Raw genomic sequence first — 18,314 nt, forward strand, 5'->3', positions numbered from 1 at the left:
AACTCCTTGTCGGGTAGAAGGTTCGGGTCAGACGACGCTGCGGATCAGGCCACCGTCGACCCGCAGCACGGTGCCGGTGATATAGGAGGCCCGGTCGCTGCACAGGAATGCCGCGGCATCGGCGTATTCGTCGGGCGTGCCGTAGCGGCCCAGCGCCATCGTGGCGGCGCTGGCACGCGCGACCTCATCGACGCTGCGGTGTTCGCGCTCGGCCCGTCGCTCGTCGAGGAAGCGGGTGCGGTCGGTGGCGATCCGGCCGGGCACGATCACGTTGCTCGTGACTCCGTCACGGCCGACTTCGTCGGCCAGGGTTTTCGACCAGGCGTGCAGGCTCGCGCGGAGGGTGTTCGACAGCCCGAGGTTCGGGATCGGGCTGAGCGCACCTGAAGACGTCGAGGTGAGGATGCGGCCCCAACCACGTTCGCGCATACCGGGCACGACGCGGTCGGTGAGTGCGATCACGGCCAGCACCATCTTCTCGAAGCTGTCGCGCCAGGTGGCGCCGTCCTGCCCGGCGACCGGAGTCGGTGGTGGTCCGCCGGTGTTGTTGACCAGGATGTCGACGGGACCGAGGGTCCGTTCCACCTCGGCGACGCTGGGCTCCATCCCGTCCGGGTCACCGAGGTCCCATATCAGCGGCAGCGCCGTCGTGCCCGCCTGCTTTATGTGGCGTCCGGCGACATCGAGTGCTTCGGCCGACCGGCCCGCGACGGCGACGTTGGCGCCCTCCTGGGCGAGTCGCACGGCGATCGCGCCACCCAGTCCACCGCTGGCCCCGAGCACGAGTGCGGTGCGTCCGGCGATTCCGAGATCCATGGGTTGTTGTCTCCTTCAGACGGGAATGGTCGCGAGGTGCTGATCCAACAGTGGCACCATCGAATCGGGTAGTGGCAGTGCGGGCGGCCGGACCCGGCCGGACCCGATCACCCCGCGCCGACTCAGTATCTCCTTGCGGATGGCCAGTCCGATGCGCGCCTGCCCCTCGAAATTGGCCAGGGGCAGCCACGGCGCCCAGACCGCCCGTGCGGCCCGAAATCCGCCGTCGCGGTAGGCCTGCAGCACCGCGGCCAGCGCCGCCGGGTGGCTGAAACCCGTCATCGCCCCCGCCGAACCGGCGGCCAACTCGTCGAGCAACCCGACACCACCGAGGCCACCGAACACCGGCACGTCGAGGTGGGGAGCCAGGGACGCGATCGCTGACGAGGTGGGTGGTGTCTCGGACTTCACCCCGGCCGCGAAGGGACAGGCACCCATGAGCGCCATGACCTGCTCATCGGTGACGCGGACGCCGGATGCGACGGGGTAGTCCTGGACGAGGACGCCGATTCCGGTCGCCGCGTGCAGACGGCCCAGGGACTCGGCGGCCACGGCCGGATCCACATCACCGATCTGGGCCATCAACGCTGCCGGGAGGCGCGGCACCGCGGCGAGCAGGCGCTGTGCCTGCGCCACCACGGCGTCCGGTTCGCGTTCGGAGAGCCCGAGTACGTAGGGCAGGTCAGTCGACGCCGCGACAGTCGCCGCCACCGCGTCAGCCTCGTGCGGCCGCAACGATGCCGCCTCACCGAACACGCCGAGCGCGACAAGACCGTCGCAACCGTCGCCGGCGAACGACGTCACCTCATTGCGCAGCGAGTCGAGGTCGAGGTCGAGGTGCTCATCGAACGGGGTGGCCAGTACTCCCCAAAGGCCCTGGCCGAGAATGTCGTTCACGTTTCGTCTGCGATCGTGGCGACGACATGTTCTGCGATCGCGAGCGCGGAGGTGGCTGCCGGGGAGGGCGCATTGCGCAGCACCACGATCCGGTGGCGCATGCTGATCCGGAAATCGTCGACGAGTCCACCGTCGGCGTCCAGCGCCTGTGCCCGGATCCCGGCGTTACCTGCCACCACGTCGTCGTCGTCGAGTTCCGGCACGTAGGCCCGCGCGGCCGCGACAAACCGCCGTTTGCTCAGCGAGCCGTACATCTCCGTGATACCGGTACGCCAGTGTTGGCGCGCGAACCGCCAGAATGCGGGCGTACGGGCCACGCCGAGCAGGTCCGAAACGGAGATGTTCTTCCAGCTGTAGCCCTCCCGCGCGAGAGCCAGGACAGCGTTCGGACCGATCAGCACTTCGCCGTCGACCCGGGGGGTGACGTGCACGCCCAGGAACGGGTAGCGCGGATCGGGCACCGGGTATACCAGGCCGTTGACCAGATCCCGACGCTCAGGTTTGAGGGCGTAGTACTCGCCGCGGAACGGCATGATCACCGGATCGGGTCCGTCGCCTGCCATCTCGGCTAACCGGTCACTCTGCAGACCGCCGCACGCGATCGCCTGGTCGAAGGCAGCCGTCGTGGTGCTGCTGCCCCCGGTTCGCACGGTGATCACGACCTCGGCGGTCGTGGTACGCATCCCGATGACCTCATGGCCCAGCAGGATCTTCGCCCCGGCGCCCACGGCATCACCGGCCAGCGCCTGGGTCACCTCGGCGAAATCGACGATTGACGTCGACGGTGAATGCAATGCCGCGATACCGCGCACGTGCGGCTCGAGTTCGCGCAGTTCGCCGGCCCCGATGAGGCGGATCCCCGGTACCCCGTTGGCGCGGGCGCGGTTCTCGATCTCGCCGAGGCGGGCGCGTTCGGCCTCGTCGAGGGCGACAAGCACCTTGCCGCACGCGATCCGGGGGATTGCGCGTTGCGCGCAGTAGTCCTCCAACAGGCCGACGCCGCGCCTGCACAACAACGCCTTCGCCGAACCCGGCTGGTAGTACAGCCCGGCGTGCACGACCCCGCTGTTGCGGCCGGTCTGATGTGCGGCGAGCCGATCCTCCTTCTCGAACACCGTCACCTCGGCGTCGGGTTCACGTTGCAGGAGTTCCCGTGCCACGGCCACCCCGACAATTCCGCCACCGATCACCGCGATCCGTCGGGTCATCGGCCACCGCCGGCAGGGGCGTAATCGGCGAACACCACATCCTGATCCGCTCCGAGAGCAGGCGGCGCCTCGCCGCGCGGTTCGTCCTGCTCGGACAGGCGCAGCGGTGACGCGGGAACGTCAACCTCGCCCAGCGTGGGATGTGGCAACGTCGTCACCATCGAGGCACGAACCTGTTCCCAGTCATAGACTTCCGGCACCGTACGGATCCGCCCTGCGGGCACGCCGGCCGCGCCCAAGGCTGCCAGCACTTCATCGGCAGATCGCTCCGCGAGCAGCGTGTCGATCTCCTTCTGCAGCTCATCGGCCCGACCGACCCGCTCGATATTGGTGGCGATGTCGGCCCGGTCGGCGTCGAGCCCCACGATCGGAGCGAACTTGCGCCACAACGCTTCCGACCCGACAGCGATCACGATATCGGCGTCGGCGCAGCCGAATACGCCGTACGGCGCGATCGACGGATGTCGGTTACCGGTGAGCACCGGTTCGACACCGGCGGCCAGCCAGCCGACGCCGTGGAAGACGTGCACCCCGACGACGGCGGCGAGCAGGGAGGTTTCGACGTGTTGTCCGACGCCGGTGCGTTCACGAGCCCGCAGCGCGGTCATCACGCCGAACGCGCCGAACAGGCCGGCGAGGATGTCGGCGATCGGAAGGCCCACTCGTTGCGGTGGCCCGCCGGGCCTGCCGGTCAGCGACATGAGGCCGCCCTCGGCCTGCACGATCTGATCGAAGCCGGGCCGTTCGCCGTCGGGGCCGCCCTTGCCGAATCCGGTGATGGACAACGTGACCAGCCGCGGGTTGAGCTCACGTAGGTGCTCCAGGCCAAGCCCCAACCGGTCCAGGACACCGGGGCGGTAGTTCTCGACGACCACGTCGGCCTGCGCGACGAGCCACCGCAACCGGTCGACGTCTGCGGCTGCCTTGAGGTCCAGCACCACAGATTGCTTGTTCCGGTTGGTGCTCATGTAGTACGCGGACTCCCGGTGGCCGTTGCGTTCGACGTAGGGCAGCCAGCCGCGGCTGTCATCGCCGCCAGGCGGCTCCACCTTGATCACCTCGGCTCCGGCATCGGCCATCATCATCGTCGCGTACGGGCCGGCCAGCGCCCGGCTGAGGTCGACGACGCGGATATCGGCAAGCGGTCGACGCTTGGTCATCCGCGGCCTCCCATCATTTTCAGGCCGACCGACATGAGCACGATCACCGAGGTGATCCGCAGCACGTGCACGGTCAGCACGATCGGAACATTGGCGCCCGCACCGGCGGACAGTGCGCCCATCTGGGCGATGCCGCCGGGAGCGGTGGCCAGGAGCGCGGTTGTCGAGTCGAACGATGTGAATTTCCACAACAGCAGTGCCGCAACCAATCCGAATACCAGGAAAGCCACCACCGTCACCACGATAGGCACGACCGCGGCCCGCAACTGGGTCAACGTCTCGTGGGTGACGCCGGTGCCCAGCAGCCAGCCGACGCACACGTAGACGATCCACTTGCCTGCGGCCGGGATCTCGAAGGCGGAGGTGCTCAGGATGTTCAGCAGCGCCACACCGACCATCGCCCCCAGCAGCGGTGCGGCGGGCAGGTGCAGCAGCGTGGCGACCGCGGCACCGGCCACTGCCGCGAGGGCGGTGAGTAACAGGGTGCTGAGGTTCATCACACCTGCTCGCGATCGTTGTCGTCACGCACGTCCTCGGCTCTGGCTCCCCGGGTGCGGGTCGAAACCAATTGCAGCGCACTCTGGCCGGCCCGTCGCAGTGGATCCTTGATGAACGGGATCGCGAAGAGGAATACGATGAAGCACAGGATGGCGAGCGAGGTGCCGCGCTGCAGGAAGACGTCGAGGCTGCCGTGGGAGATCACCATGGTCTGGCGCAACGATTCTTCTGCCAGTGGTCCCAGGACGAGTGCGATGACCAGCGCGGCGGGGGAGAGACCGTATTGGCGCATGAAGAAACCGAGCACCCCGCACGCGAGCATGATCTGGACGTCGAGCAGGCTCTTGTTGACGGCGAAGGTACCCAGGACACACAGCACGATGACGATCGGGCCGAGGATCCGGAACGGCACCCGCGCGATGCTGGCGAAGCCGGGGATGCAGAAGACGTTGACCAGCAACAGCATCACGTTGCCCAGGAACATGCTGGCGATGAGACCCCAGGCGAACTCGGGGTTCTGCTGCATGAGCAACGGTCCCGGCTGAAGGCCCCACATCAAGAAGCCACCCAGCAGCACTGCGGTCGCACCGCCGCCGGGGATACCCAACGTGAGCAGCGGCACCATCGCGCCCGAGGAGGCCGCGTTGTTGGCGGCCTCGGGGCCGACGAGTCCGGGCAGCGCGCCCTTACCGAATTTCTGGGGCGTACGGGAGATCGATTTCTCGACGTTGTAGGCCATCAGCGAGGCGATCGTCGCGCCCGCGCCGGGGGTGACGCCGACACCGAACCCGAGGAACGAGCCGCGCAGTGAGGGACCGATGGATTCGCGGTAGTCCTGGCGGGTCGGCCAGAATCCGCGCTGGCGCGCCGATACCCCGAAAAAGTCCAGCTTCTCGAGATGTCCACCCTGCCACAGGGTGTGCAGTACTTCGCCGACCGCGAACAGTCCGATCGCGACGGGGATGAAGTCGACACCGTTGATGAGGTCGACCGACCCGAATGTGTAGCGCTGTTCACCGCCGCCGATGTCGATTCCGACGGTGCCGATCGCGAAGCCGATCAATGCCGACAAGGCGCCGAGCAGCTTGTTGCCGCGCAGGATCACGATGACCGTGAGCAGTCCGGCGATGACGATCAGGAAGTACTCCGGCGGACCGAACGTCTTGGCGAAGTCGGCGGTGATCGGCGCGGCGAAGGTCAGCAGGATCGCCCCGATGGTGCCCGCGACGAACGAGGCGAGCGCCGCCATCACGAGCGCGGGCCCGGCCCGGCCCTGCTTTGCGAGCGGGTAGCCGTCGAACGTGCTTGCCACCGTGGCCGATTCGCCCGGGGTGTTGATGAGTACCGAGGTGATGGTGCCGCCGTACATGGAGCCGTAATAGACGGCTGCCAGCATCACGATCGCACCCGTGGGGTCGAGTCCGAATGTCAGCGGCAACAGGATCGCCAGGCCGGCTGACGGGCCAACGCCGGGGATGACCCCGACGATCATGCCGATCATCACTCCGCCCATGAGGAGCAGGAGGTTCTGCATCGTGAGTATGGTGGCGATGCCGTCCAACAGTTGCGTCATGATGCTCCTCAGCCGATCGGCAGGATGCCCTGTGGCAGACCGGCGTTGAGGCCGGTCTCGAAGGCCAGGTACAACAGGATGGGGACCGTGACCGCGATGATCAATCCACGGATGTGATGTTCACGGTCGAGGAACCACAGGGTGGCACCGAGGAACAGCACGCCCGCCAGTGCAGCGCCCAGAATGCCGAACAGCGCGACGAATGCTGTAGCGGCCACGAGGAAAGTGGCCAGTGCGACTGGGTGCCTCCCGAGATCGGGTTCGGCAGCCTCCTCGGCCGCTTCGACCTGGTCGACCGGCTTGTCGCTCGGCCGCATCATGAATTCACGGGCGAGGATGAGCACGGTCACGGCCATGGCGGTGAAGCCGAGAATCCGGGGAAAGAAACCCGGACCGATGCGGCCGGCCACGGTGCGCCACTCCATGCCCATCGCGATCTCGGTGTAGCCGGCGAAGACCAGTAACACCACCCCCAGGAAGGTGACCTTGGGCCAGCTGATGTTTCGCTCGGGCCGCGAGACCGGGACTGCCGATGCCGCCACGTTCACTGCCACTTTCGCGGGGCTTGCCGCCGGAGACGTCGAAGTCACAGTGCCCCCTGCTCTTTGAGAGTGGATTCGAACTCAGCGGTGGTCTCGTCGAGGTAGGTGGTGAAGTCGGCGCCCCAGCGCTCGTCGCGGGTGAGGTAGTTGTCCTCGAGGAACTTGCCCCACTGATCGCTCTTCACCACCTGCTGCATCGTCTTGATCCACCAGTCGCGGGCGTAGTCCGGTGCGTCGGGAGGCAGGATGAATCCGCGTGGCATCGAGGGCAGTCCGGGCATGCCTTTCTCCTCACCGGTCGGCACGTCGGGCAGCGCCGCGAGCCGCTCCTTGCCGGTGAACAGCAGTGGTGTCATGTCACCCGATTCGACCTGACCCAGGATCGAACCCGGGTTCGAGATCATCGCGTCGAGCGCTCCGGACAACAGCGAGGTCTGCACCTGGCCCTCTTCGTTGTAGGGCACATACTCGATCTCATAGCCGGCGTGCTCGGCGATGATGGACTGCAGGATGAAATCGACGTTCACCGTGCCGATGCCGCCGACGACCACGCTGCCCTTGTTCTTGGCGTAGCCGACCCAGTCGTCGAAGTTCTTGATGTTCTTGCTGCCGTCGACGAGCAACAGCGCGTCGTCGGTGGCGAGCAGGCCGACGTGGGTGAAGTCCTTGTAGGTCCAGCCGGGATTGGCCTGCAGCGGTGTGGTCAGGAACGAACCCGACGTGGTCGAGACGTCGTAGCCGCTGCCGCGCTTGCTCAGCAGGTAGCCCCACCCTGTCGCTCCACTACCACCTTCGCGGTTCTCCACCGCGATGTCGGCCGGGTAGAGCTTCTCCTCGCCGATGATCTGGACCAGCTTGCGCGCCATCAGGTCGTTTCCGCCGCCGGGGCCGAATGCGATTGTCCAGTCGAGGTTCTTGGACGGGTAGTCCTCGGCGGATCCGCCGGTGTTCCCCGCGCCGCTGCAGGCCGACAGGACCAGAGCGGTGATGGCGACCAGCACGGTGAGAATGCTTGTCGGCCGACTCTTCAGACGCATGGTGTTCTCCTCATCGAGTGGTGGGGTGGCGGAACCAGGAACCGTTCGCGACGGCGACGAGCTGCGCTGAGTCGTCGTACATGCGCGACTCCAGCTGAACGACGCGCCTGCCGCCGTGGATGATCCGGCCGGTGCACGTCACGTCGGTGCGGACCGGGCGCACAAACCGCATCTGCATCTCGATGGTCGAACCCGCAGACAGGTAGCGCCGGCAGGCGTGACCCATCGAGATGTCGAGCACGGTGGACAGCACGCCGCCGTGCACACCTCCACCGGCATTGCACAAGTGCTCGGCGAACGGCAGCTGCACGGTGCAGGTCTGCTCGTCGTCGTCATAGGCGATCGACAGTCCGAGGAAGTGGATCAGGAAGTACCGCCCGAACTCCGGCTCGGAGACTTCGGCGGCGTGGCGGGCGGCCTCGACCGGATCGTCGGCAGCGCGATCGGCGCCACGGGCGTGATTGGTGGTGGTCATGACCAGGTGAACCTCGGGGGGCGCTTTTCGAGGAACGATCGCACGCCCTCCGCGTAGTCGTCGGTGTCGAAAGACGAATTGCGGATCTCGACGGTGACGTCGTCATCGACTGTCTGGCCGCCCAGCACGAGATCGACGATCCGCTTCGACGACCGGACGCTGAACTGCGCGCGGGTCGCGACGAGGCGGGCGAACTCGTAGGTGTGTTTCTCCAGATCGTCGGCCGGAACCAGCTCGTCGATCAGTCCGAGGCGCAGCGCGTCCTCGGCGTACACGTGCTGACCGGAGAACAGGATCCACTTCGCCCGGGACGGGCCGACCACGTCGACGAGCCGCTTCGTCGACTCGAGGCTGTAGACCAGGCCGAGCTTGGCCGGCGTGATCCCGAACCGCGAGCGTTCGTCGGCGAAGCGCAGATCGCAGGCCAGCGCCAAGCCGCAGCCGCCGCCGATGCAGTAGCCGTGCACCATCGCGATGGTGGGTTTGGCGCACCCCTCCACGGCGTGCTCGGCCGCAGCGACCTGCTCGTTGTAGGCCTTGGCGGATTCGCTGTTGCCGCGAACCTGTTCGAACTCGCTGATATCGGCGCCCGACGCGAAACTGCGGGTGCCCGCGCCCCGCACCACGATCGTCTTGACGGCCGGGTCGGCATCGAGCTCGGTGATCACCTCGGGGATGCGTCGGTACATGGCCAACGAGATCGCGTTGTGACTGTCGGGCTTGTTGAGCACGACGGTGGCGATGCCGGTGCCCTCGTCGTCGCGTTCGACCAGGATGTGCCCGCTCATATCGGTGATTCGCTCGCAAGCGTCGCTCATGCACTGCGTCCTTCCTGTAGTTCCGGGTGGGCGTCGTAGAGGGTGCCGTCGCTGAACAGACGGTCGATCTCGGCGCGGTCGATGCCCAGCTCCGCCAGTACCGACGCGGTGTGCTGGCCCAACCAGGGCGCCGGTGAGCGGACGCTGAATTCGAGGTCGGAGAACCTCGTCGGAGGCGCGATGGTCCGCATCGGGCCGATGATCGGGTGATTGAGGTCGACGATCATGCCGCGGGCCTGCACGTGCGGATCGTCGAGTGTTTCGTCGTATGTCAGCACCGGTCCGCCGGGCACACCCGCCGAATCGAGCAGGTCGACCCAGGTGCTGGTCGGCAGGGTCGTGGTGATGGCCTCGATCTCCTTTTCCAGGTCGTCGATGTTGGCCATCCGGGAGGGCAGGTCTGTGAAGCGTGGATCGTCAGCCCAGTCGGGTCGCTTGAGCACGTCGCTGATGAGGCGGGACCACAGTCGGTCGGTGTTGGCGCCGATCGTGACGTAGCCGTCGGCGGTCCGGTAGGCCTGGTAGGGCGCCGAGCGGCGGTGCCGGGTTCCGGTCTGCGCGGGCATCTCTCCGTCACCGAAGTACGCGCCTGACTCCCACACCGTCCATGCCAGGCCGGCGTCGATCAGTGAGATGTCGATGTACTGGCCGGCGCCGGTCTGCCGGCGATGGAGTTCGGCGCCCAGGATCGAGTAGATCGCGGTGGCGCCCGCGGCGATGTCGTTGATCGCGATCCCGACCTTGGTCGGCTTGCCGTCGGGCTGACCCGTCATCCGCAGGAAGCCGCCGATGCCCTGGGCCATGATGTCGAACCCCGGACGGTCACGATATGGACCGGTTTGGCCGAAGCCGCTGATGGAGCAGTACAGGACGTCGTTCCGCACAGCTCGGACCGCGTCGTAATCGATGCCGAGGCGGCTGGTGACACCGGGCCGGAAGTTCTCGATGATCAGGTCGGCCTCGGCGGCCAGCTCGAGGAACAGTTCCCGCCCGCGGTCCGACTTGAGGTCCACGGACACCGAACGCTTGCTGCGGTTCGGCATCGCGAACGGATAGCTCTCGCCGTTCACCTTCGGCGCCATGCGGCGTGAATCGTCGCCGGTGCCCGGCTGCTCGATCTTGATGACGTCCGCGCCGAGCTCGGCCAGCACCATCGTGCAGTAGGGGCCCGATAGGAATCTGGTCAGATCCAGTACCCGGAATCCGCTGAGTGGTCTCATTGATCCTTCCCGCATTGTGGGATATGGTTTACGCAATGCGGAAACACTAAGTCCGTGATCGGAGTCACGTCAACCCCGATATGCGATGTGGGTCACCGCGCAAATCGTGAAGCGCCTCTCGGCGCACCGTGGGAGGAGTGGAAGATGTCCAGCGTGGAAACGGGTGAGGGCAGGTCAGAGGCGCGGCGTAACGGTGTGCAGTCGATTGACCGCGCGGTCGCGATACTGCGATGCTTCGACGGGCGCAGGCCCGAGCTCGGTATCAGCGAATTATCGAGGGCAACAGGTCTTTCCACCAGCACTGTGCACCGGTTGCTCGGGGCGATGCAGGCGAACCATCTGGTCCGACAGACGGGTGCCAAGCGCTACGGCCTTGGGTCGTTCCTGCTGCAGTTGGCAAACTCGGGTGCGATGCCGCGTACATTGCGCGAGGCCGCGCTGCCGTTCATGACCGAACTGCGCGACGAGTTCGACGAGACCATCGGCCTGCATGAGCTGCTGCAGACCGGTCAGCGGATCGTGGCCGCCCAGGTCGAGAGCCACCAGGAACTGCGCCGCACCTACACCGACATCGGGGTGCCGATCCTGCTGACACACGGCGGGCCGGGCAAGGCGATCATGTGCGCGATGACCCAAGGGGAGCGGGCCCACTTCCTCGCTGAACCGATCGATGCGGTGACGCCCAGCACGGTCGTCGACCCGGTCGCAATCGAGCGTGAACTGGCGGAGGCGCGGGTTCGTGGCTATGCCGAGTCCAACGGGCAACGGACGGTCGGCATCTGGGCGGTGGTCGCACCGGTTTTCGATCACACCCAACGAGTCATCGGCGCCCTCGGCGCCTCGGTTCCCGCGGTCCGCATGAACCCGGAGCGCGCGGCCGAAATCGGCTGCCGCCTCAGGGAAGTGGCCTGGCAGCTGTCCACCGCGTTGGGTGCGACCGAGGATGGAGTGCATGCGATCGTGCCGGATATCGCGTTGGGCTGACGAGTCGGCCGATCACGAACCGGCCAAAATCGCCGCCCCTTCTCCGCTGAGGCGGGGCAGCGGGGCTGATTTCTCCCGGCGAGCAGACACTTTGGTACCCGGTGAGGCGCGTTCTAGGGTACCGGCGCGTCTGCTCGCGGTAAATGAATTTGCACCCGCCTGCATAACCATGCAGAATCGGGGGATGACTTCTGTAGCGGTGGCCGGTGCCAGCGGCTACGCGGGTGGAGAGATCCTGCGCTTACTTCTCGGTCACCCCGCCTACGCCGACGGACGGCTCACCATCGGTGCTCTGACGGCCGCATCCAGTGCCGGGACCAGTCTGGCTGAACATCATCCGCACCTGCTGCCGCTGGCATCCCGGGTGCTGGAAAACACCGAACCGGGGATCCTGGCCGGCCACGATGTGGTGTTCCTCGGGCTACCACACGGGCACTCGGCGGCGCTGGCCGAACAGCTCGGACCCGACACGCTGATCATCGATTGCGGCGCGGACTTCCGGTTGACCGATCCGGTGGACTGGGAGAAGTTCTACGGCTCGCAGCACGCCGGAAGCTGGCCGTACGGTCTGCCCGAACTGCCCGGCGGCCGTGAGCAGCTGCGCGGGGCGAAACGGATCGCGGTGCCGGGTTGCTATCCGACCGCGGCGCTGCTGGCATTGCTGCCCGCGGTGGCTGCCGACCTGGTTGAGCCCGCGGTGACCGTCGTCGCGGTCAGCGGCACCTCGGGTGCGGGCAGATCCGCCAAGGTGGACCTGCTCGGGTCTGAGGTCATCGGGTCGGCACGTGCCTACAACATCGCGGGTAAGCATCGGCACACCCCCGAGATCGCACAGGGACTGCGCGCGGTCGCCGGTAAGAACGTCACCGTCTCCTTCACGCCGGTGCTGATTCCGACCTCACGCGGCATCCTGGCCACCTGCACCGCGCGCACCACGGCACCGGAATCGGTGATCCGCGCTGCCTATGAAAAGGCATATGACGCCGAGCCGTTCATTCATCTCCTGCCCGAAGGGCAGCTTCCCAAGACCGGATCGGTGATCGGCAGCAACGCCGCCCAGATCGCGGTCGCCGTTGACGTGGAGGCGCAGACGCTGGTGGCGATCGCCGCGATCGACAATCTGGTGAAGGGCACCGGCGGCGCTGCGGTGCAGTCGATGAACCTGGCGCTGGGCTGGCAGGAGACCGAAGGACTGTCGATCGTGGGAGTGGCGCCGTGAACGAGACAACCAAACTGCTGCGCACCCAAGGCGTCACGGCGCCGGCCGGGTTTCGCGCCGCCGGGATCGCCGCCGGGATCAAGGCCTCGGGCGCACCGGATCTTGCGCTGGTGTTCAACGAAGGCCCCGACCATGCCGCCGCGGGCGTGTTGACCCGCAACCAGATCAAGGCCGCACCGGTGCAGTGGACCAAGCAGGTGCTGACCACCGGCCGGCTTCGTGCGGTGGTTCTCAACTCGGGTGGGGCCAACGCGTGTACCGGCCCACTGGGGTTCCAGGACACCCACGCGACCGCCGAAGCGGTGGCCGCTGCGTTGAGCGACTGGGGCACCGACACCGGGGCCGTGGAGGTCGCGGTCTGCTCCACCGGCCTGATCGGTGACCGGCTGCCGATGGACAAGGTGAAGGCCGGCGTGACTGAGATCGTGCACGAGTTGGCCGGCGGCCTGGCCGGCGGTGAGGATGCCGCACGGGCCATCATGACCACCGATACGGTGCCCAAACAGGTTGCCCTGCATCATTCCCCGGAATCAGAGGAGAACTGGACGGTCGGCGGGATGGCCAAGGGCGCCGGGATGCTCGCCCCGTCACTGGCCACCATGCTCGTGGTGCTCACCACCGATGCCGTCGCTGACGCGGCGGCCCTGGACCGGGCGCTGCGCCGGGCTGCCGCGCAGACCTTCGACCGGCTCGATGTCGACGGCAGCTGCTCGACCAACGACACCGTGCTGTTGCTGGCGTCGGGCGCCAGCGAGATCACGCCGACACAACAGGATCTCGACGACGCGGTGCTGCGGGTATGTGACGATCTGTGCGCTCAACTGCAGGCCGACGCCGAGGGTGTCACCAAACGCATCACGGTCACCGTGACCGGCGCCGCGAGCGAGGACGACGCGCTGGTAGCCGCCAGAACGATTGCCCGCGACAGCCTGGTCAAGACCGCACTGTTCGGCTCCGACGCCAACTGGGGCCGCGTGCTGGCCGCCGTCGGGATCGCCCCGGTGAAGCTCGATCCCGAACGAATCAGTGTGTCGTTCAACGGATCACCGGTCTGTGTCGACGGTGCGGGCGCTCCGGGTGCACGTGAGGTGGATCTTTCCGCCGAGGACATCGACGTGGTCGTCGACCTGGCGGTGGGCGGTGCGTCGGCGGCCATCCGGACCACCGACCTGTCGCACGCGTACGTCGAAGAGAATTCGGCCTACAGCTCATGAGCACCCCGGCCGTCGAGCGCGGGGTCAGCGCCGGCGTACTCGCAGCGGCGCTGCCGTGGCTCAAGCAACTGCACGGCAAGATCGTCGTGGTCAAGTACGGCGGAAATGCCATGACCGACGACACGCTCAAAGCCGCATTCGCCGCGGACATGGTGTTCCTGCGCAATTGTGGGATCCATCCGGTGGTGGTGCACGGCGGTGGTCCACAGATCAGCGCGATGCTCAAAAGGCTCGGCATCGCAGGCGATTTCAAGGGCGGGTTCCGGGTCACCACCCCCGAGGTGCTCGACGTCGCCCGGATGGTGCTGTTCGGTCAGGTGGGACGCGAACTGGTCAACCTGATCAACGCCCACGGGCCGTATGCGGTCGGTGTCACCGGTGAGGACGCCCAGCTGTTCACCGCGGTGCGGCGCAGCGTCACCGTGGACGGGGTGGCCACCGACATCGGCCTGGTCGGCGACGTCGAACAGGTCAACGCCGGATCGCTGCTGGACCTCATTGCTGCGGGCCGGATTCCGGTGGTTTCGACCATCGCCCCCGATGTCGACGGGGTGGTGCACAACATCAACGCCGACACGGCCGCGGCCGCCCTGGCCGAGGCTCTGGGCGCGGAGAAGTTGGTGATGCTGACCGATGTCGAAGGGCTGTACACCAACTGGCCCGACCGCAACTCGCTGGTCAGCGAGATCGATACGGGTGCACTGACACAACTGCTGCCTTCCCTGGAAGCGGGCATGGTGCCCAAGATCGAGGCCTGCCTGCGTGCGGTGACCGGTGGGGTGCCCAGCGCGCACGTCATCGACGGCCGGGTCGAACACTGTGTGCTGGTTGAACTTTTCACCGACGAGGGGACTGGAACGAAGGTGGTCGAATCATGAGCCTGCAAGACCGCTGGGATGCGGTGATGATGAACAACTACGGCACTCCGCCGCTGGCACTGGTCAGCGGAAACGGTGCCGTTGTCACCGATTCCGACGGCAAGGACTATCTGGACCTGCTCGGTGGTATCGCCGTCAACCTGCTGGGACACCGGCATCCGGCGGTCATTGACGCCGTCACCACCCAGCTCAACACGCTCGGTCACACCTCGAACCTGTACGCCACGGAGCCGGGCATCGCGCTCGCCGAGGCACTCGTCAGCCATCTCGGCTCGCAGGCCAGGGTGTTCTTCTGCAATTCCGGCACCGAGGCCAACGAGGTCGCCTTCAAGATCAGCCGACTCACCGGGCGCACGAACCTCGTTGCCGCCGAAGGCGCATTCCACGGCCGCACGATGGGTTCGCTCGCGTTGACCGGTCAGCCCACCAAGCAGGCCCCGTTCGAGCCGCTGCCGGGCAACGTCACCCATGTGCCGTACGGCGACGTCCAGGCGCTGGAATCAGCGGTCGACGATACGACCGCGGCAGTGTTCCTGGAACCGATCATGGGGGAGGGCGGCGTCGTCGTCCCGCCGGCCGGCTACCTGGCCGCGGCCCGCGAGATCACCGCCCGACACGGTGCGCTGCTGGTGCTCGACGAGGTGCAGACCGGGGTGGGGCGCACCGGCGCGTTCTACGCCCACCAGCACGACGGCATCACACCGGATGTCGTGACCCTGGCCAAGGGGCTGGGCGGCGGTCTGCCGATCGGGGCGTGCCTGGCCATCGGCGACGCCGGTGACCTGCTGACGCCTGGGCTGCACGGCAGCACCTTCGGTGGCAACCCGGTGTGCACCGCGGCCGGTTTGGCAGTGCTCAAGGCGCTCTCGGACGGGGATCTGATCAGCCGCGCCGGAGTGCTCGGCAAGACGCTGAGCCACGGCATCGAGGAACTGCACCACCCGCTCGTCGACCATGTCCGCGGCAAAGGCCTGCTGCAGGGGGTGGTGCTGACCGCGCCGAGCGCCAAGGCCGTCGAAGCCGCAGCCCGCGACGCCGGATTCCTGGTCAATGCCGCCGCACCCGACGTGGTGCGGCTCGCTCCGCCGCTGATCATCACCGAATCCCAGATCGATGATCTCCTCGCCGCTCTCCCCAGAATTCTGGAGCTCCCATGACACGACATTTCCTGCGCGACGACGACCTGTCGCCCGATGAACAGGCTGAGGTGCTGGCCCTGGCCGCCGAGCTCAAGAAGGACCCGTTCTCGCGCCGCCCGCTCGAAGGCCCGCGCGGCGTCGCGGTCATCTTCGAGAAGAACTCCACCCGCACCCGGTTCTCGTTCGAGATGGGCATCGCCCAACTCGGCGGCCATGCCGTCGTCGTCGACGGCCGCAGCACCCAGCTGGGCCGTGAGGAGACGTTGGAGGACACCGGTGCGGTGCTGTCGCGCTACGTCGATGCGATCGTTTGGCGGACCTTCGCCCAGGAACGGCTGGCCGCCATGGCCTCCGGCTCGACGGTGCCCATCGTCAACGCCCTGTCCGATGAGTTCCACCCCTGCCAGGTGCTCGCCGACCTGCAGACGCTGGCCGAGCGCCGGGGCAAGCTGGCCGGCCTGCACATGACCTACTTCGGTGACGGTGCCAACAACATGGCGCACTCGCTCATGCTGGGCGGGGCGACCGCGGGGATCCACGTCACGATCGCCGCGCCCACCGGTTTCGAACCCGCCCCGCAGTTCGTCGACGCCGCCAAGCGCCGTGCCGCCGAGACCGGCGCCACCGTGACGGTCACCGGTGACCCGCGCGCCGCCGCTGACGGCGTCGACGTTCTGGTCACCGACACCTGGACGTCGATGGGTCAGGAGAACGACGGGCTGGACCGGGTGCGGCCGTTCCGGCCGTTCCAGCTCAACTCCGAGCTGCTCGGCATTGCGGACCCCGAAGCCGTTGTGCTGCACTGCCTTCCGGCTCACCGCGGTCACGAGATCACCGACGAGGTCATCGACGGCCCACAGAGCGCGGTGTTCGACGAGGCCGAGAACCGGCTGCATGCCCAGAAGGCGCTGCTGGCCTGGTTGCTGGAACGCGCATGAGCACTCCGACCCGTGTCGGCAGGCAGGCCCGCATCATCGCCCTGCTGTCATCGAATGCGGTGAGCAGTCAGAGCGAGTTGGCGGCCATGCTGGCTGCCGATGGCATCGAGGTCACCCAGGCCACGCTGTCGCGGGACCTGGAGGAACTCGGCGCGGTCAAACTGCGTGGCGCCGACGGCGGGGTCGGCGTCTACGTGGTGCCCGAGGACGGCAGCCCCGTGCGGGGAGTCTCGGGCGGCACGGAGCGGATGACCCGGTTGTTGGGGGAGTTGCTGGTGTCCACCGACGCCAGCGCTAACCTTGCCGTGCTGCGCACCCCGCCCGGTGGCGCGCACTACCTGGCCAGCGCGATCGACCGGGCTGCGTTACCCCACGTCGTCGGCACGATCGCCGGTGATGACACCATCTTCGTACTGGCCCGCGAACCGATGACCGGTGCCGAGCTCGCGGCCACCTTCGAGAACGTTCAACAAAAGGAGATCAGTTAATGTCCGAGCGCGTCATTCTGGCGTATTCCGGCGGCCTGGACACCTCGGTCGCGATCAGCTGGATCGGCAAGGAAACGGGCCGTGAAGTCGTCGCCGTGGCAATTGATCTGGGCCAGGGCGGCGAGGATATGGAGATCGTGCGGCAGCGCGCGCTGGACTGCGGTGCCGTCGAGGCGGTCGTGGTCGATGCCCGTGACGAGTTCGCCGACGAGTACTGCCTGCCGACCATCCAGTCCAATGCCCTCTACATGGACCGCTATCCGCTGGTGTCGGCGATCAGCCGGCCGTTGATCGTCAAGCATCTGGTGGCCGCCGCACGGGAACACAAGGGCGGCATCGTCGCCCACGGCTGCACCGGCAAGGGCAACGATCAGGTGCGTTTCGAGGTCGGGTTCGCCTCGCTGGCACCGGATCTGGAGGTGCTGGCCCCGGTGCGGGACTATGCCTGGACGCGAGAGAAGGCGATCGCCTTCGCCGAGGAGAACGCGATCCCGATCAACGTGACCAAGCGTTCACCCTTCTCGATCGACCAGAACGTGTGGGGCCGCGCGGTGGAAACCGGGTTCCTCGAGCACCTGTGGAACGCCCCCACGAAGGATGTCTACGACTACACCGAAGACCCGACGGTCAACTGGAGCACCCCCGATGAGGTCATCGTCGGCTTCGACAAGGGTGTTCCGGTATCGATCGACGGTCGGCCGGTCAGCGTGCTGCAGGCCATCGAGGAACTCAACCGGCGCGCCGGTGCCCAGGGCGTCGGCCGCCTCGACGTGGTGGAGGACCGGCTGGTCGGCATCAAGAGCCGCGAGATCTACGAGGCTCCCGGCGCCATGGTGCTCATCACCGCGCACACCGAGCTCGAACACGTCACCCTCGAGCGTGAGCTGGGCCGGTTCAAGCGGCACACCGACCAGAAGTGGGGTGAGCTGGTGTACGACGGGCTGTGGTACTCGCCGCTCAAGACCGCGCTGGAGTCGTTCGTCGCCAACACCCAGGAGCATGTGACCGGGGAGATCCGGCTGGTGCTGCACGGTGGGCACATCGCGGTCAACGGACGCCGCAGCGCCGAGTCGCTGTACGACTTCAACCTGGCCACCTACGACGAGGGCGACACGTTCGACCAGTCGAGTGCCAAGGGATTCGTACACGTGCACGGGCTGAGTTCCAAGATCTCGGCGAAGCGCGACCTGGGCCTCTAACAGTGAGGGTG

At 67.1% G+C, this 18,314-nt stretch carries 19 protein-coding genes; 8 read left to right on the plus strand and 11 right to left on the minus strand.

Annotated elements, in window-relative coordinates; all coding sequences use genetic code 11:
- Positions 1-27: 27 nt before the first annotated feature.
- From M1247_RS32825 to M1247_RS32875, 11 genes are read right to left on the minus strand one after another with little or no spacing between them, the layout of a single operon-like run.
- Complete coding sequence (locus M1247_RS32825) at positions 28-816, minus strand: SDR family oxidoreductase (protein WP_317160611.1); 789 nt, start codon at positions 814-816, stop codon at positions 28-30.
- Between the two features lie 15 nt (positions 817-831).
- Positions 832-1,713, minus strand: a complete 882-nt coding sequence (locus M1247_RS32830) for a dihydrodipicolinate synthase family protein (protein ID WP_317160612.1) — start codon at positions 1,711-1,713, stop codon at positions 832-834.
- Positions 1,710-2,921: an L-2-hydroxyglutarate dehydrogenase gene (gene lhgO / locus M1247_RS32835; protein WP_317160613.1), complete on the minus strand. Its 1,212-nt coding sequence runs from the start codon at positions 2,919-2,921 to the stop codon at positions 1,710-1,712. Before lhgO ends, M1247_RS32830 begins: the two co-directional genes overlap by 4 nt.
- Positions 2,918-4,081: a CaiB/BaiF CoA transferase family protein gene (locus tag M1247_RS32840; protein WP_317160614.1), complete on the minus strand. Its 1,164-nt coding sequence runs from the start codon at positions 4,079-4,081 to the stop codon at positions 2,918-2,920. The genes lhgO and M1247_RS32840 overlap by 4 nt, the downstream gene beginning before the upstream one ends.
- Positions 4,078-4,578: an AbrB family transcriptional regulator gene (locus M1247_RS32845; protein ID WP_317160615.1), complete on the minus strand. Its 501-nt coding sequence runs from the start codon at positions 4,576-4,578 to the stop codon at positions 4,078-4,080. The genes M1247_RS32840 and M1247_RS32845 overlap by 4 nt, the downstream gene beginning before the upstream one ends.
- Positions 4,578-6,152, minus strand: coding sequence for a tripartite tricarboxylate transporter permease (locus tag M1247_RS32850; protein WP_317160616.1), 1,575 nt, complete (start codon positions 6,150-6,152; stop codon positions 4,578-4,580). Before M1247_RS32850 ends, M1247_RS32845 begins: the two co-directional genes overlap by 1 nt.
- A gap of 8 nt (positions 6,153-6,160) precedes the next feature.
- On the minus strand, positions 6,161-6,742 hold the full coding sequence (locus tag M1247_RS32855) for a tripartite tricarboxylate transporter TctB family protein (RefSeq protein WP_317160617.1): 582 nt from the start codon (positions 6,740-6,742) through the stop codon (positions 6,161-6,163).
- A complete protein-coding gene (locus tag M1247_RS32860) occupies positions 6,739-7,731 on the minus strand; it encodes a Bug family tripartite tricarboxylate transporter substrate binding protein (protein WP_317160618.1) in 993 nt (330 codons plus the stop codon). The genes M1247_RS32855 and M1247_RS32860 overlap by 4 nt, the downstream gene beginning before the upstream one ends.
- A 10-nt stretch (positions 7,732-7,741) precedes the next feature.
- Positions 7,742-8,206 (minus strand): PaaI family thioesterase, encoded by a 465-nt coding sequence (locus M1247_RS32865; protein WP_317160619.1) that lies wholly within the window; start codon positions 8,204-8,206, stop codon positions 7,742-7,744.
- Positions 8,203-9,024: an enoyl-CoA hydratase-related protein gene (locus M1247_RS32870; RefSeq protein ID WP_317160620.1), complete on the minus strand. Its 822-nt coding sequence runs from the start codon at positions 9,022-9,024 to the stop codon at positions 8,203-8,205. The genes M1247_RS32865 and M1247_RS32870 overlap by 4 nt, the downstream gene beginning before the upstream one ends.
- On the minus strand, positions 9,021-10,244 hold the full coding sequence (locus M1247_RS32875; RefSeq protein ID WP_317160621.1) for a CaiB/BaiF CoA transferase family protein: 1,224 nt from the start codon (positions 10,242-10,244) through the stop codon (positions 9,021-9,023). Before M1247_RS32875 ends, M1247_RS32870 begins: the two co-directional genes overlap by 4 nt.
- Before the next feature lie 144 nt (positions 10,245-10,388).
- On the opposite strand from M1247_RS32875, the gene M1247_RS32880 reads away from it, so the two are divergent.
- The 8 genes from M1247_RS32880 (at position 10,389) to M1247_RS32915 (ending at position 18,303) form a co-directional block, all read left to right on the plus strand.
- Positions 10,389-11,228: an IclR family transcriptional regulator gene (locus M1247_RS32880; RefSeq protein ID WP_317160622.1), complete on the plus strand. Its 840-nt coding sequence runs from the start codon at positions 10,389-10,391 to the stop codon at positions 11,226-11,228.
- Positions 11,229-11,412: 184 nt separating this feature from the next.
- Entirely contained in the window at positions 11,413-12,447 is a 1,035-nt protein-coding gene (gene argC / locus M1247_RS32885) for an N-acetyl-gamma-glutamyl-phosphate reductase (protein WP_317160623.1), read from the plus strand.
- Positions 12,444-13,661: a bifunctional glutamate N-acetyltransferase/amino-acid acetyltransferase ArgJ gene (gene argJ, locus M1247_RS32890; RefSeq protein WP_317160624.1), complete on the plus strand. Its 1,218-nt coding sequence runs from the start codon at positions 12,444-12,446 to the stop codon at positions 13,659-13,661. Before argC ends, argJ begins: the two co-directional genes overlap by 4 nt.
- On the plus strand, positions 13,658-14,539 hold the full coding sequence (gene argB / locus M1247_RS32895) for an acetylglutamate kinase (protein WP_317160625.1): 882 nt from the start codon (positions 13,658-13,660) through the stop codon (positions 14,537-14,539). Before argJ ends, argB begins: the two co-directional genes overlap by 4 nt.
- Positions 14,536-15,696 carry an acetylornithine transaminase gene (locus M1247_RS32900; protein WP_317160626.1) on the plus strand — a complete coding sequence of 387 codons (1,161 nt, stop codon included), beginning with the start codon at positions 14,536-14,538 and terminating at the stop codon, positions 15,694-15,696. The genes argB and M1247_RS32900 overlap by 4 nt, the downstream gene beginning before the upstream one ends.
- On the plus strand, positions 15,693-16,616 hold the full coding sequence (gene argF, locus M1247_RS32905; protein WP_317160627.1) for an ornithine carbamoyltransferase: 924 nt from the start codon (positions 15,693-15,695) through the stop codon (positions 16,614-16,616). The genes M1247_RS32900 and argF overlap by 4 nt, the downstream gene beginning before the upstream one ends.
- A complete protein-coding gene (locus M1247_RS32910; protein WP_317160628.1) occupies positions 16,613-17,104 on the plus strand; it encodes an arginine repressor in 492 nt (163 codons plus the stop codon). The genes argF and M1247_RS32910 overlap by 4 nt, the downstream gene beginning before the upstream one ends.
- Positions 17,104-18,303, plus strand: a complete 1,200-nt coding sequence (locus tag M1247_RS32915; protein WP_317160629.1) for an argininosuccinate synthase — start codon at positions 17,104-17,106, stop codon at positions 18,301-18,303. Before M1247_RS32910 ends, M1247_RS32915 begins: the two co-directional genes overlap by 1 nt.
- The last annotated feature ends 11 nt before the right edge of the window (positions 18,304-18,314 follow it).

It is taken from the genome of Mycobacterium appelbergii, from assembly GCF_032883035.1.
GTDB classification, from domain to species: Bacteria; Actinomycetota; Actinomycetes; order Mycobacteriales; family Mycobacteriaceae; genus Mycobacterium; species Mycobacterium appelbergii.

Excerpts from the sequence above, each read along its gene's own strand:
- M1247_RS32915 (WP_317160629.1), top strand. The coding sequence starts at position 17,104 with ATGTCCGAGCGCGTCATTCTGGCGTATTCCGGCGGCCTGGACACCTCG.
- M1247_RS32880 (WP_317160622.1), top strand. The coding sequence starts at position 10,389 with ATGTCCAGCGTGGAAACGGGTGAGGGCAGGTCAGAGGCGCGGCGTAAC.
- M1247_RS32910 (WP_317160628.1), top strand. The coding sequence starts at position 16,613 with ATGAGCACTCCGACCCGTGTCGGCAGGCAGGCCCGCATCATCGCCCTG.
- M1247_RS32870 (WP_317160620.1), bottom strand. The coding sequence starts at position 9,024 with ATGAGCGACGCTTGCGAGCGAATCACCGATATGAGCGGGCACATCCTG.
- M1247_RS32850 (WP_317160616.1), bottom strand. The coding sequence starts at position 6,152 with ATGACGCAACTGTTGGACGGCATCGCCACCATACTCACGATGCAGAAC.
- M1247_RS32840 (WP_317160614.1), bottom strand. The coding sequence starts at position 4,081 with ATGACCAAGCGTCGACCGCTTGCCGATATCCGCGTCGTCGACCTCAGC.
- lhgO (WP_317160613.1), bottom strand. The coding sequence starts at position 2,921 with ATGACCCGACGGATCGCGGTGATCGGTGGCGGAATTGTCGGGGTGGCC.
- M1247_RS32900 (WP_317160626.1), top strand. The coding sequence starts at position 14,536 with ATGAGCCTGCAAGACCGCTGGGATGCGGTGATGATGAACAACTACGGC.
- argC (WP_317160623.1), top strand. The coding sequence starts at position 11,413 with ATGACTTCTGTAGCGGTGGCCGGTGCCAGCGGCTACGCGGGTGGAGAG.
- argF (WP_317160627.1), top strand. The coding sequence starts at position 15,693 with ATGACACGACATTTCCTGCGCGACGACGACCTGTCGCCCGATGAACAG.
- M1247_RS32845 (WP_317160615.1), bottom strand. The coding sequence starts at position 4,578 with ATGAACCTCAGCACCCTGTTACTCACCGCCCTCGCGGCAGTGGCCGGT.
- M1247_RS32860 (WP_317160618.1), bottom strand. The coding sequence starts at position 7,731 with ATGCGTCTGAAGAGTCGGCCGACAAGCATTCTCACCGTGCTGGTCGCC.
- M1247_RS32825 (WP_317160611.1), bottom strand. The coding sequence starts at position 816 with ATGGATCTCGGAATCGCCGGACGCACCGCACTCGTGCTCGGGGCCAGC.
- M1247_RS32865 (WP_317160619.1), bottom strand. The coding sequence starts at position 8,206 with ATGACCACCACCAATCACGCCCGTGGCGCCGATCGCGCTGCCGACGAT.
- argB (WP_317160625.1), top strand. The coding sequence starts at position 13,658 with ATGAGCACCCCGGCCGTCGAGCGCGGGGTCAGCGCCGGCGTACTCGCA.
- M1247_RS32875 (WP_317160621.1), bottom strand. The coding sequence starts at position 10,244 with ATGAGACCACTCAGCGGATTCCGGGTACTGGATCTGACCAGATTCCTA.